At 53.6% G+C, this 12,811-nt stretch carries 10 protein-coding genes and 3 tRNA genes; all 13 read right to left on the reverse strand.

Translation table 11 applies throughout. From position 1 onward, the window contains the following. Positions 1 to 5: 5 nt before the first annotated feature. The 13 genes from BN2373_RS01855 to BN2373_RS01915 all read right to left on the reverse strand — a co-directional run bounded on the left by BN2373_RS01855 (position 6) and on the right by BN2373_RS01915 (position 12,811). Positions 6 to 653, reverse strand: a complete 648-nt coding sequence (locus BN2373_RS01855) for a YARHG domain-containing protein (RefSeq protein WP_053942498.1) — start codon at positions 651 to 653, stop codon at positions 6 to 8. Between the two features lie 16 nt (positions 654 to 669). Next, complete coding sequence (locus BN2373_RS01860) at positions 670 to 1,557, reverse strand: N-acetylmuramoyl-L-alanine amidase family protein (protein ID WP_053942499.1); 888 nt, start codon at positions 1,555 to 1,557, stop codon at positions 670 to 672. A 17-nt stretch (positions 1,558 to 1,574) separates the two neighbouring features. Next, positions 1,575 to 2,879, reverse strand: a complete 1,305-nt coding sequence (locus tag BN2373_RS01865) for a D-alanyl-D-alanine carboxypeptidase family protein (protein WP_053942500.1) — start codon at positions 2,877 to 2,879, stop codon at positions 1,575 to 1,577. Then, positions 2,876 to 3,724: an aminoglycoside 6-adenylyltransferase gene (locus BN2373_RS01870; RefSeq protein WP_053942501.1), complete on the reverse strand. Its 849-nt coding sequence runs from the start codon at positions 3,722 to 3,724 to the stop codon at positions 2,876 to 2,878. The genes BN2373_RS01865 and BN2373_RS01870 overlap by 4 nt, the downstream gene beginning before the upstream one ends. A gap of 117 nt (positions 3,725 to 3,841) precedes the next feature. Beyond that, a complete protein-coding gene (locus tag BN2373_RS01875) occupies positions 3,842 to 5,731 on the reverse strand; it encodes an LPXTG cell wall anchor domain-containing protein (RefSeq protein WP_053942502.1) in 1,890 nt (629 codons plus the stop codon). Positions 5,732 to 5,902: 171 nt separating this feature from the next. After that, positions 5,903 to 5,984 (reverse strand) — tRNA-Leu (locus BN2373_RS01880). A gap of 10 nt (positions 5,985 to 5,994) precedes the next feature. Next, positions 5,995 to 6,069 (reverse strand) — tRNA-His (locus tag BN2373_RS01885). A 73-nt stretch (positions 6,070 to 6,142) separates the two neighbouring features. Continuing rightward, positions 6,143 to 6,214, reverse strand: a tRNA-Arg gene (locus BN2373_RS01890). Positions 6,215 to 6,660: 446 nt separating this feature from the next. Then, complete coding sequence (locus BN2373_RS01895; RefSeq protein WP_053942503.1) at positions 6,661 to 7,152, reverse strand: metallophosphoesterase family protein; 492 nt, start codon at positions 7,150 to 7,152, stop codon at positions 6,661 to 6,663. Continuing rightward, positions 7,145 to 7,756 (reverse strand): RdgB/HAM1 family non-canonical purine NTP pyrophosphatase, encoded by a 612-nt coding sequence (gene rdgB / locus BN2373_RS01900; RefSeq protein WP_053942504.1) that lies wholly within the window; start codon positions 7,754 to 7,756, stop codon positions 7,145 to 7,147. Before rdgB ends, BN2373_RS01895 begins: the two co-directional genes overlap by 8 nt. Positions 7,757 to 7,774: 18 nt before the next feature. Then, positions 7,775 to 9,793, reverse strand: coding sequence for an NAD-dependent DNA ligase LigA (gene ligA, locus BN2373_RS01905; RefSeq protein WP_053942505.1), 2,019 nt, complete (start codon positions 9,791 to 9,793; stop codon positions 7,775 to 7,777). A gap of 30 nt (positions 9,794 to 9,823) precedes the next feature. Further along, a complete protein-coding gene (locus tag BN2373_RS01910) occupies positions 9,824 to 12,076 on the reverse strand; it encodes an ATP-dependent helicase (RefSeq protein ID WP_053942506.1) in 2,253 nt (750 codons plus the stop codon). Positions 12,077 to 12,082: 6 nt separating this feature from the next. Then, positions 12,083 to 12,811, reverse strand: a complete 729-nt coding sequence (locus tag BN2373_RS01915; RefSeq protein WP_053942507.1) for a phosphatase — start codon at positions 12,809 to 12,811, stop codon at positions 12,083 to 12,085.

A 12,811-nucleotide genomic window follows, 5' to 3' on the forward strand; every position in this document is an offset into this window, starting at 1 on the left:
TCCTTCTAGCGATAATTCTTGACGATAAAGTCAATGTTTTTCTTTTCCGTCTCGCTGAGCCGGGTCATAACCTTGTCCATATCCTTTTCATAATCATCTCGGTCCCGGTACCAGTCCTTAGCCAGAAAATAGTCCAGAATATCCTTATTTTTGAACCGGTAGCCATGGCGGGCTAAAATCTCATTGATGATCATTTGGGGAACATTGGATGAGGAAGGAACGAGAGCCCGGAATTGGACTTTGGCTTCCTCCACATCATCTGCAGTAATCAGGCGAACATCGGAATCCGGGATGATTTCATCCTCTGACTCTTCCGAATCTCCGGGACCGAATTGACTGATGGCTTTTTCCATATATTCCTTGGTCCGGACCTCGTTTACCACGGTAAAACCCTGAAGCCGGGTTCCCTCCCCAGATTCCGACTCTTCCGCCGGTTGAGTCACGAGATCCCTCCCATTGGCGTAAACAAAGGAGCTTTCAAGATCAGTGCCCATTTCGGTCTTCTCCACCGGATTCAGTTTAGGGACCGAAGCCTGGTAAAAAATCTTGTAGAGGCTGAATATGGCCAGGCAAATCAACATAAGGAATAGGATATTGAAAATAACCAAGGGATTTTTTTTCGCCTTGTTCTTCTTTTGATCAGGCTGATTCATGATCTTCCCCCTTTTTCTATTGAAAATCCGACTTATCTTTGAAATAAGCATCCAGACCGTCAGCTAAGCCCTGTGCCATCTTTTCTTGAAATTCAGGATCCAGCAAGATCAACTCTTCCTGAGGATTGGATAAAAAACCCATCTCAAAGAGAACAGCCGTTCCCTCTGCCCAGTTGAGCCCGGTCATCGTGTCCGTAGCCCAAGGCTCGCGGGCCTCAAGTCCAGTCGCTCGGGTATATCCCTCGACCAGGGCTTGGCCCAACTGATAAGAAGCATCGAAATTCTCCGGATGGAAGGGGTTTTTCGGCGAAATGGTCACCGCCATGGCTCCCCTTGCTCCGGGATCATCGGATCCGTCGCAGTGGAGACGGAGGAAGACATCCGCTCCGGCCTCATTCGCCATCCGAGCCCTTTCTACATTCCCGATCAAAACGTCCTGGCTTTCTCGGGTCATGAGTACCCGGTAGCCCCGCTTTTTCAACTCCTTCCGGAGGAGGATGGCCACATCCAAGTTGACCTCATACTCCCCCACTCCGGAATGAACACCGGCAGAACCCAAGGTAGCCATCCTCTTCATTTCCCTCGCCCCCGGTCCAATAGGCTCGCCCTTTTCAGAGGCATAGGCTGAGTGGCCGGGATCCAGGCAGACCAAAATGTTCCGGCGAAAGTTCTTCTCTTCGACTGTCCACGACCCAGAGTTCCGAGAAGTGGAAGTCGCATCGCCGTCCGGTCCGGGAAAAAGAGGTGAAGGCGGTTGAAGATCAACCTCTTCGGAAGGTCGCCTTTCTTTCTCATAGGAAGAAGTCCCTCCGGAAACCTCATCATTGCCCGGGCGGCAAGCGGTAAAAAGAGCAAGCCCAACCAGGAGGAAGGTGGCGAGTTTTCGGGATAACTGATGGATCATAGAATCATCCTAAATCGCTAAGACACCAGGCCGAAAAGGAAGGTGAAGAAGGTCTCCACTCCCCGTGAAAACTTGGTCCATAGGCCGGCTGACTGGGTGGGCGTATGGGAAACGATGGGTATCTCATCTAAGGGCTTTCCATCCCGAGAAATATGGATGGTTCCGAATACTTCTTCTTCAGCGGTCGGAGCCTTCTTGGTCCGGTCAATGGTGTAGGAAACATCAAAGTTGGCATTGGCGTAGGTGAAAACGTGATAAGACTTTGCCGGATAGAGGATCACGGAACCTTCCCGGGAATCCGGCATATCCAGTCTTTCGATCGGTTGGGATCCGTCCACCACCGTGTGGGGGGCGAAGGATCCTTGAGCGATGTCCACCAGCTCCTTCGTCGTCCTCCATCGGGCATCGTTGATGGGAGCACCCAAAACAATGGTGACGATGTCGTAGGTCTGGTCCATCTTGGCTGATTTTACCTGAAAAAGACCGGCAAAGCATGACCCGGCTTCCACCGAAGTCCCTGTTTTAATTCCCTTCAATCCGGGAATGCCCGACATAAATTCTTTGAGGGTGGTCTCCTTCTTAAAATCTCGCTCCGGCTCATCCACCAAGGTGGGCTGGGCATAGTCCAAAAGTTCAGGATACTTTTTCATCAGGGTCAGGATAAAGGAATAGAGGTCACGGGCAGAAGACTGGTTGTAACTTTTATTCTCTTCAGTCAGGCCGGAAGCATTGACATAATGCATGCTTCCATAGCCCAGATCGGCAGCAGCCTTGTTCATTCTTTCGACAAAAGCCGACTCGCTTCCCGCCACGCCTTCAGCGATCGCACAGGCGGCATCGTTCCCTGAAACTGTCATCATGCCGAAGAGGAGCTTTTCCAGAGACATGGTCATCTTTTCTTTCAGTCCATAGTTGGATGAACCGGGAGCATTCAGTTTCGCTGCTTTTGCGGATACCGTAACCGTATCCTTAAGAGATATTTCTCCCGCCCGGACAGCCTCCATGGCCACATAATAGGTCATGAGCTTGGAGATGGAGGCAATGGCCCGAGGTTGGTCCACCCCCTTTCCCATAATGATCTGGTTGTCTTCGGCTAAGCCGATCATGAGAACCGGGACATCATCATAGTAGGTGATGAGATTTTTCAGGGATTCGGCCGTTTCTTCCTCCGGTCCGGCCAGGACATAAGGGCTAAATAAGCCGGTGAGGACTAGGGTCAGAGCCAGGAAAAGAGGTAAAATCCGGGACCATGTCTTTATCTTTGGCTCTTTTCCTTCTTTGGAATACAAGGCTTTTTTCCCGGCATTTTCAGGCTTCGTCATATCATTTCCTTCCATATTTGTCGAAACATCTTCATCATCTCCACATCTAATTTCCGGGGATAGTCAAAGGAGGTTCCCTGGTCGATAGCCAGGCCCACCTTGCGGAAAAGGATGCAGGATTGGAAGAGGGCATCCCAGAGGTTATCCATGTCCGTGTTGGCATAGGTCCTCTGAAGACTTTCATATTGGTTGGGGTCCATGTAGGCACCCATATTTCTCATATCTTCACCCAGGTTGATGGAATAGCCGTTGGACCGAGCGACTGCCGTCTCCGTCAAGCGAAGGAGGATTTTCCTTCCCCGGTCAAGGGCCTGCTGGGCCGGAAAGAGTTCTCTCCCCTGTAAATAAAAAGCCATATCGGACATTTCACGGAAGAAGTTGCCCGGAAGGAGCTTGAGCTCCTCCATATCCGGTGACTTGGTCCTGTGGCTAATATCTGAGGTTACCCGCTCCTCCCTGATTCGGTCATCCTTGTCCAGCCGGACTTCGATCAGACTATCCGACTCCATCCGTTTGATTAAAGCCTCCGGCCGGTCCACCATGAAATCCAACCTCATCCGGTTGGGAAGGAGAACCCGGTAACGGAGAGGGGTCAAGGACAGAAGGGAAGATTGGATAATGGGCTGACCCAAAAAGTTTTCAAAAGAAAATACCTGCCAATCGTCCAAATCCTCACTTCCCAGCCACCACCGGTAGGGTGAATCCTTATCCGCCGTCGCCGCCGGATTGATCCACCGCCCTGTACGAAGAAGGAGGCGGACTTGGTCCATCTGACCCAATTTATTCTCGACCCATTCAACAATCTCTTTCGGTTTTCTTGTGTCCGATCTTTCCTGTTCGTCCATAAGCTCCTCCCTTGCTGGTATCTATTATCCTTATTATATAAAACTTAGCCCTTTCTGACTACAAAAAGGCCTGCTCGGTTCATCCAAGCAGGCCTCTTGCCTATTCTTCACCAATCATTATTTACGCTTCTTCTGTCGGACGAGACAAAAAAGTCCTAAGCCTGACAGTCCGCCCCCGAAAGCGAAGGGCAGAAGTGCCATTTCTTCGCCGGTGTTCGGGCTCTTTGATGATTTCCGGGAGCTTCCTGTCTTGCGACCTCCTCCACTCTTCTCCTTCCATAGGTTGTCCTCAGAGTCGGGATCATAGTATTTGGCATAAGCCCACCAATCATCCTTGAGCTTCCCATCCGGTCCCAGGGGAGAAAAGGTTCCTCCCGGCTGACCCATCCACTCTCTGGGAGAATCTCCTTCCGATGGAGTGGCTTTATCCGGATCCTTCTTTTCTGACGATGGGGTCTTGTCTCTTCCGGATTTATCCGGATCCTGGGTCTCAGGAGGTTGTTCGGGCTCTTTGTCCTTTCCGGCATTGCTGTCTTTGTCGGGATCATTCGGTTTCTCATCATCGCTGCCGGTGTTTCCACCTCCGGGTGGGTCCTCTTTGGGAGGATCCTCTTCAGAGGTTTTGGGATCTTCCTCAGAGATCTTAGGATCTTCCTCAGAGGTCTTAGGGTCTTCCTCAGAAGTCTTGGGATCCTCCTCAGAGGTCTTTGGATCTTCCTCAGAGGTAGTTGGATCACCCTCAGAGGTTTTAGGGTCTTCTTCAGAGGTCTTGGGATCCTCTTCAGAGGTCTTTGGATCTTCTTCAGAGGTCTTGGGATCCTCTTCGGAAGAACCACCGGCATCTTCGACCGGAGACAAGGTCACGACATCCTCCTGGTCAATAATCGAAGTAACGGGTTTGCCGATAAGCTGTTCGCTTTCCTTTAAGGTCACCTCGGGGCTTCCATAAATCACCCATTCCTGGTCCATAGCATAGTTTGGACGGATAATTTTGACAGGGATATCCTCAATTTTTTTCCCTTTTTCTAAGCGAATGCGGAGGGGGTATTGGCCGGTGTTGACCATGGGATTGTCCCTCTCCAAAGGCTTGGTAAACTTATCATCAATCTTAGCTCCTGACCCATCCGGAATCTCCGTATACATGCCGGGAACGGCAAACCCCTTGGCATTCTTCAACTCATAAGATCCATCGCCTAAGGAAACGAAAGAAAGGTCAGGATGATTCTTCGACCGCAGACCCATCAGGTGGGCTTCGGTTGTCATAGAATAAATCGTTTTGTTGCCATCGGGAATATAACTTATGGTGCCGTCATCATAGATCGTTTCGGGAAGGTCATAAGGCTTGAGCAGATTATCCAGATGATCGTCAGGCCCTTTTGCCAACTGAAGCTTTTCCCTCTCCGCCACCTGACCCAGATTGACCCACATGGCATACTGGCGGACATAACCTGATGAACCATCATCCGGCAGATACCGATCCAGATAAGCATCCGTCCGACCGGCAAAATTTAAGACCTCCTCATCCGCATAGTATTCCTTTTTCAATATGTCCAGTCCCTCCGGTGTCCGGTCCCTGTAATTGTGAAAGGGTCTTATCTCATCAATCTCTTCATTGGGTTCCAGGCAAAAGATAATGCGATCAAGATAGGCATTTTCTCGCAAGGGATCTACCCACTCCTTGTCTCCTTGGGGGGCAAAAATGCCGATCGTCTCGGTCGGATACCACTTAATATAAAAGGCATCCATGGCATAGAAATCATTGGAAGCTTTACTTTTCGGTCTTCTGGTATAATTTAGTCCCTTAAGAGAATAAGCCATGATATCGAAATAAGAATTGTCGGTAAATACTGCATAAATCGTTTTTGGCGGCTTCTTCGGTGCCGGCTCATCCAGTCCCCTCGCCCAAGCCGTACCTGAAGGGAGGACAAGTAAGCCAATCATCATGGCCAAAGCAATGACCAGGGCCATGGTCCGCGGGACCAGCATAAGTGTAGGTTTTTTCTCCATAATTCTCTCCTTTATTCAGTGTCATTCTTCCGGTAGCAACCATCCACTTCTACTATAAATATTTCAAATCCCGCCTGTGTCCGCCTTTCCAGGGTATCCGGCCCACAAACGTCCCAAAACAAAAAAATCCCCGGCGAACCCAAGGTTCACCGGGGATAGAAGAGCTAAGAATGCGGGAAAAGGGATTTGAACCCCCACGCCCGAAGGCACTAGATCCTAAGTCTAGCGCGTCTGCCAATTCCGCCATTCCCGCATAAAAAAAAGGTGGATGACGGGAGTCGAACCCGCGACCTCCAGAGCCACAATCTGGCGCCCTAGACCAACTAGGCCACATCCACCACATAAAAGAAGTGATGCCATCTTTGCGAAAAGACAAAGGCCTTTCGAAAGAAGGCACCCTTCCGATTATAACGTGCCATCAGGGATTCGAACCCCGGACCTCCACTTCCGGAGAGTGGCGCGCTTCCACTGCGCTAATGGCACTTAAATTTTCACGAGAACAAGCTCGTCTTTGTATTATAGGATAAAAAAAACAGAATATCAAGTCCTCTATCATTTTTATACGTCAGCCTATGTAGAGATACAATTGATGTGAGACCAAGAAGAAAAAACAATTTAATATAAAGAAGACTCCTGCTTCCGTAGTGGTGGTTTTGCTATTATTAGCGAACCACCACTATGTTTTTTCTGCCTCAATCGTGGTGGTTTTGCTGTTTTCGGGGAATCACCACTATTTTTTTCCGTCCCCAATAGTGGTAGTTTTGAGATTTTCTTCAAACCAACACTATTATTGACCACAAAAAATAGTGTTGATTTCTAAATTTCTTCAAATCAACACTATTCTAAGATGAAATTACAAGTGGTAGTTTCCCGTTTTTGTCAAAACCAACACTATTGGACGGAATATCTCTTGCCACCACGCTTCCCCCTTACAAAATTACCCTCTCCACACCCATCCCTCCATCGTCATCCAGGGTCAGGATGACATAGGATTTCTTCCCATCTCCACCCCGGGGCCATGAACAGGACCCGGGATTAATCAGACGAATGCCGTCCACAACCCGGTCGTCAAAGGCATGGGTATGACCGAAAAAAGCCAGGTCGCAGTCCAGTGATTTTGCATAAGCGGCAAGTTTTTCCAAACCGTAGTAGACACCAAAAAGATGGCCATGAGAAAGATAGGCTTTATGGCCCCCGGAGAGGGCGATGACACTATCATAAGGGATGGTATAGGAAAGAAAATCATTGTTCCCCTTGACCTTGAGAATGGTCCGGCCGACAATCCCCTCCAACTCCTCAGCATCCCGGGCATGGTCGCCCAGGTGGATGATCCGGGTCAGGCCCGGGGTTGTCATGATTTCCAAAGCGATAGTGTCGATATGCCCATGGGTGTCGGAGCAGATAAGGATCTTATCAGGCATGGAGGTCCTCCAGGAAGGCCCGGTAGGCCCTGCCTCGGTGGGAAATCTTGTTTTTCTCCTCGGGGCTGAGCTGGGCCAGGGACTTACCCACTTCATCGACAAAAAAGATGGGGTCATAGCCGAAGCCCCCCTTGCCTTGGCGGGCAGTCAGGATATGGCCCTCCAGCCGGCCCTCATATTCATGGATAGTCCCGTGGGCCCAGAAGGCGATGACGGTGGAGAAATGAGCCCCGCGGCGGGCTTCCTCCACCCCCTCCATAGCATGAAGAAGCTTATCCACATTGTCATCATAGGTGACGTCTTCCCCGGCGTAGCGGGCCGAGTAGACCCCGGGGGCGCCATCCAGAGCGTCGACAAAAAGGCCGGTATCGTCAGCCAGAATCCAGTAATCATCGGGATTCTTTCCGGTTTCTTTCAGGGCACGAACCAGACCCTCCACCTTAAGGTCGGCGTTTTCCCGAAGGGTCTCCCCTGTTTCTTCGACTTCAAAGTCGGCCAGTCCCAGGTCGTCCTTGGAGAAAAGTTCAAACCGGGTCGGGTCGACCAGGCGGGTCAGCTCCCTGATCTTATCTTTATTTCCTGTGGATAGGGCAATTTTCTGCATAGTCTGCCTTCTTTCTACTTAGCGAAAATACCGGTCCAGGATCTTGTCCAATTCAGAACCTTCCAGGACCTTAACTCCATTGTCCAGGGCCTTTTGCCGCTTGGATCCGGCCGACTCCCCGGCCAGGACCAGGTCAGTCTTCCCGGATACCGACCCCGTGGCCTTTCCCCCCAGGACCCGGATCCTTTCCTCCATGTCTTTTCGGGTCAGGCCTTCCATGGTCCCGGTGACCACCAAAGTCATCCCCTCAAAAGGAAGGGAGCCCCCCTCATCCCCTGCCCGTGCTTGGGCCGCGGAAGCCTGGACTTCAATCCCCTGGGCCAGGAGGTCATCCAGAGCCTGCTTGATGTGGGAATCTTGGAAGAAATCCACCATGTTTTGGGCGGTGATTGGCCCGATGTCTTCCACCTGAGCCAAATCTTCCGGGTCGGCCCGGCGGAGCTTGTCCAGGGAGCCGAAGTAATCGGCCAGGTCCCGGGAAGCTGTCACACCGACCCCCGGAATCCCCAGAGCGTTAATAAAGGCGGAGAGGGCGGGATGCTTGGAGCCCTGAATGGCATCCAGGAGATTTTGGGCCTTCTTCTCCCCGAAACCCTCCAATTCCAGAAGGTCCTCCTTAGTTAACCGGTAGAGGTCGGCCATCTGGTCCACCTCCCGGTCCACCAACTTATCTAAAGTCTTGACAGACAGGCCCTCGATATCCATGGCCTCCCGGGAGCAGAAGTGGTTGAGCTGGCGGACCAGCTGGGGCTTGCAGGAAAGGGAGTTGGGGCAGTAGATATGGACCTTGTCGTAAACCAGGTCGGTCCCGCAGGCCGGGCAGTGGGTGGGCTTGTCGATGGGCCGGGTAACCAGGCCCTCATCCGGCATGGTCCCCAGGATTTCCGGAATCACCTCGTTAGACCGGCGAATGAGGACCCGGGCCCCCAGGGCCACCCCCTTGCGGATGATGTCGTCGTAGTTGTTGAGGGTGGCCCGTGAGACGGTGGCCCCGCCGATCTCCACGGGGTCCAGGAGGGCGGTCGGGGTGATCTTCCCCGTCCGGCCCACATTCCACTCCACCGACCGGAGGATGGTGGTGACCTCCTCGGCCTCAAACTTATAGGCCATGGCCCAGCGGGGAAACTTGGCCGTGAAGCCCAGGACCTCCCGGGTCCGGAGGTCGTTGATCTTGATGACCACCCCATCGGTCAGGACGTCCAGGCTGTGGCGGAGGCCTTCCACCTCATCAATGGCCCCCTCCACCTCATCAATCGTCCGGCAGAAGCGGGAAAAGGGGTGGACCTGGAAGCCGTTTTTCCGGAGGAAGTCAAAGATAGCCTCCTGACTGTCGAAAATATCCTCCTCATAGTAGCCCACATTGTAGGCATAGGCGGCCAGCATTCGGGACCGGGTTACCGCCGGATCCAGGTTCCGGATGGCCCCGGCCGCCCCGTTTCGTGCGTTCTTCAAGGGAACCTCAGCCCTGGCGTTGTACTTTTCCAGGGCCGAAAGAGGCATGACCCCCTCCCCCTGGACTTCGATCTTCCCTTGGTAAGGAATCGTCAGGGGAACCGTCTGGATGGTCCGGATCTGGGCCAGGACCTCCTCCCCCACCCGGCCATTCCCCCGTGTGGCCGCCATGACCAGCTTGCCCCCGTCATAGGTCAGGTTGATGGTCAATCCGTCAAACTTAAACTCGCAGACAAAGGCCAGGTCCGGGAGAGGATCTTCCGGGTGGGCCATGTTATAGGACGAAATCTGCCTTTGGCAGCGGTCCACCCAGGCCTCCACCTCTTCACGAGACCGGACCTTGTTTAAGGAATAGAGAGGACCCAGGTGGGTATGCTTTTCAAACTCCTCCAGGACCTCTCCGCCCACCCGTTGGCTGGGCGAATCGGGCAGGACCTGGCCCGTTTCTTTCTCCAGGTCCAGGAGCTCCCGGTAGGCCCGGTCCCACTCCTCGTCGGACACCGAAGGATTGTCCAGGGTATAGTATTCCCTATTCCAACGATTCAGGCTTTCCACCAAGTCCTTCATCCGCTTTACGGGGTCCATGTCATCCTCCCATCCTGTTTCAGCCCCACCCTAGGATTCCTTGGTCAGGGGGGCCAGGGCGGCATTGAGCCGCTTGATTCCTTTTTTATCGAAGGTCACGGTCAGCTCGTCCCCGTCCTCCTTGGCCACGACGGAAACCACCGTCCCCAGGCCGAACTTCCGGTGGCGGACCTTATCCCCCACCCGGTAGGGCGTGTGGAGGGTCTCATCCAACCTCTTCTGCTTCTGGCGGACCAATTCCCGGATCCGCTCCCTCTGGCGGTCGTAGGCTCCCCGGATCCGGGCATCCCCGAAGCTCTCCTTGCTGCTATGGGGAGTCCGCCTTCCCGGTGAGGAAGCAAAGCCTCCACCATAGGAAGCGAGATCATCAAGATCCTCTCCGACCTTCTCCAGGTGGCCCTCCAGCTCGTCGATGAATCGGGAGGGGCGTTTGGGCATGGGGGATCCGAAGACCCGCCGGACCTGGGCCCCGGACAGGTAGAGCTTCTTCTCCGCTCGGGTGATGGCCACGTACATGAGCCGGCGCTCCTCCTCTAAATGACCCTCCTCCATGGCCCGCTCGGAGGGAGCCAGGCCGTCCTCCAGGCCCGCCACATAGACGATGGGAAATTCCAGGCCCTTGGCCGAGTGCATGGTCATGAGGGTGACCCCCGACTTCCCTTCCTCGGTCTTGTCCAGGTCGGACATGAGGGCCAGGTTTTGGAGGTAATCCACGATGGTCCCTTCGGCTTCCTCATCCTGGTATTGGGCGATGGCATCGTAGAAGGCGGCGATGTTTTCCATCCGGGACCGGTCCTCCACCGCTTGTGACTTCTCCAACATAGCCTCATAGCCCGATTCCCGGTAAACAGCCTGGAAGAAGTCCGTCATGGGGCCTTGAACCTGACCGGCCAGGGAGCAAAAAAGGTCCAGGAAGGGACGGAATTTTTTCTGGAGAGACGGAGTCAGGCCGGCGAAAAGGTCCCCATCCAAAAGGGTGTCCATAAGGGAGAGGCCGTTTTCCCTCGCCAGATCCCGGAGGTCTTCCAGGCTCCGATTACCGATCCCTCGCTTGGGCTGGTTGATGATCCGGAGGAAGGCCACATCATCCGTAGGGTTGATGATGAGGGTCATGTAGGCGACCAGGTCCTTGATTTCCGCCCGGTCGTAGAACTTGAGTCCACCCACCACCCGGTAGGGGATTCCCTCCCGGATCAGGGCCTCTTCCAGGGGCCGGGACTGAGCGTTGGTCCGGTAGAGGATGGCCTGGCCCTTATAGGGGGTGATTTTGGCCTCTTCCTGAATCTTTTCCACCAGGCCAACAGCCTCCTCCGATTCCGACTGGAAGAGCCGGTATTGGATGGGAACTCCCTCTTCGTTTTCCGTCCAGAGGTTCTTCTCTTTTCTTTCCTCATTGTGGCGGATCAGGGCATTGGCGGCCTCCAGGATCCGCTTGGTTGACCGGTAGTTCTGCTCCAAAAGAAGGGTCTTGGGGGACCGGAAGTCCCGGTCAAAGTGGAGGATGTTGGAAATGTCCGCCCCCCGCCAGCCATAGATGGACTGGTCGGCATCCCCCACCAGAAAAACATGGCTGTCCTGTCCAACAAAGGACCGAATGAGGTCGTACTGGGCATGGTTGGTATCCTGGTATTCATCCACGAAGACATAGCGGAATTGGTCCCGGTAGCGGTCTCGGACTTCCGGATACTTGGTCATGAGGGTCAGCATGAATAAAATCAGGTCGTCGAAGTCCAAGGCATTATTCTTTCTCTTGGCCCCCTCATAGGCCCGGTAGACCCGGGCCACCAGGAGGTCCACCTGGTTATCCGCCCGGTCCAGGGCCTCCTCCACGGGAATCCCCCGGTTTTTCAGTAGAGAGATGGCCGAAAGGATGGCCCGGGGGCTCATCCCCTGGTCCGCATAATGCCCTTCCTTAAGAATCTGTTTGACCAGGGTGACCTGGTCTCCGGCGTCGTAGATGGTGAAGTTGGAGGCATAGCCCAGGTGAACGATCTCCCGGCGGAGGAGGCGGGAACAGATGGAGTGGAAGGTCCCGATCCATAGGGAATCCACCGGCCTGTCCAGGGCCATGGCCACCCGGTCCTTCATTTCCCCGGCGGCCTTGTTGGTGAAGGTAAAGGCCAGAACCTGCCAGGGGGCCACCCCTTTTTCCTGAATGAGATAGGCAATCCGCTGGGTGAGAACCCGGGTCTTGCCCGATCCTGCCCCCGCCAAAACCAGGAGGGAGGGATCCTCCGAGAGAACCGCTTGTTTTTGTTGGTCGTTTAATCCTTGTAGGTCCATAGACAATTACAGGCTCCGTCCCAAAAGTTTTTCCAGCTTTTTCCAGGAAGTATTGATGATGAGTTCTCCAGGAAAATCCAATTCTTCCAAGACGGCCCGGGTGTCGGTGAAATCACCCACAGCAGGAGCAATGTGAGAATCGGTGTTGAGGATGACCGGGACTTCTTTGTCCATACAAATCTTCAAAATGGACCGGATATTTTCCTGAGAATTCACCCGGTAGTTGTCAGGGCCCAGGGAGGAGTTGTTGATTTCCAAGGCCCGGCCCAGGTCCTTGACCGCATCGACCAAGGCCTCATAGTCAGAAGGATATTGACCGTCATCCACGTGACCCAGGATCTTCACTTCGGGATATTTTTCCAGACAGTGGATGTAGGCATCCGTAAAATCCGTCCGGCTGCCGGATTCCCTATCGAAAATATGGCCATGGAGGCTGGCGATGGCATAGTCCACCCGGTCAAACAGGTCGGGTTCGATCAGGTCTCCCTGGTGGTTTTTGATGTTGAGTTCCACCCCCTTCAACAAACGAACTCCCTCTAAGTAATCGGGGAGGACATCGATATTGAGCCAATAGTCACGGTTGGTCGTGTTGGGCATCCCGTAAGCGTGGTCGCTGATCCCCATGATCTCAAGGCCCGCTGCCTTAGCAGCTCGAGCATTTTCCGTGACGGTGGAATAGGCATGGACGGAAGCCAGGGAATGGGTGTGGAGGTCCATGATGAAATTTCTAGCCAT

The organism is Kallipyga gabonensis (assembly GCF_001286805.1).
Classification (GTDB): domain Bacteria; phylum Bacillota; class Clostridia; order Tissierellales; family Peptoniphilaceae; genus Kallipyga; species Kallipyga gabonensis.

Coding starts and splice junctions, on each gene's coding strand:
- BN2373_RS01865 (WP_053942500.1), bottom strand. CDS start 2,879: ATGACGAAGCCTGAAAATGCCGGGAAAAAAGCCTTGTATTCCAAAGAA.
- BN2373_RS01855 (WP_053942498.1), bottom strand. CDS start 653: ATGAATCAGCCTGATCAAAAGAAGAACAAGGCGAAAAAAAATCCCTTG.
- rdgB (WP_053942504.1), bottom strand. CDS start 7,756: ATGCAGAAAATTGCCCTATCCACAGGAAATAAAGATAAGATCAGGGAG.
- BN2373_RS01860 (WP_053942499.1), bottom strand. CDS start 1,557: ATGATCCATCAGTTATCCCGAAAACTCGCCACCTTCCTCCTGGTTGGG.
- ligA (WP_053942505.1), bottom strand. CDS start 9,793: ATGGACCCCGTAAAGCGGATGAAGGACTTGGTGGAAAGCCTGAATCGT.
- BN2373_RS01915 (WP_053942507.1), bottom strand. CDS start 12,811: ATGGCTAGAAATTTCATCATGGACCTCCACACCCATTCCCTGGCTTCC.
- BN2373_RS01895 (WP_053942503.1), bottom strand. CDS start 7,152: ATGCCTGATAAGATCCTTATCTGCTCCGACACCCATGGGCATATCGAC.
- BN2373_RS01910 (WP_053942506.1), bottom strand. CDS start 12,076: ATGGACCTACAAGGATTAAACGACCAACAAAAACAAGCGGTTCTCTCG.
- BN2373_RS01870 (WP_053942501.1), bottom strand. CDS start 3,724: ATGGACGAACAGGAAAGATCGGACACAAGAAAACCGAAAGAGATTGTT.
- BN2373_RS01875 (WP_053942502.1), bottom strand. CDS start 5,731: ATGGAGAAAAAACCTACACTTATGCTGGTCCCGCGGACCATGGCCCTG.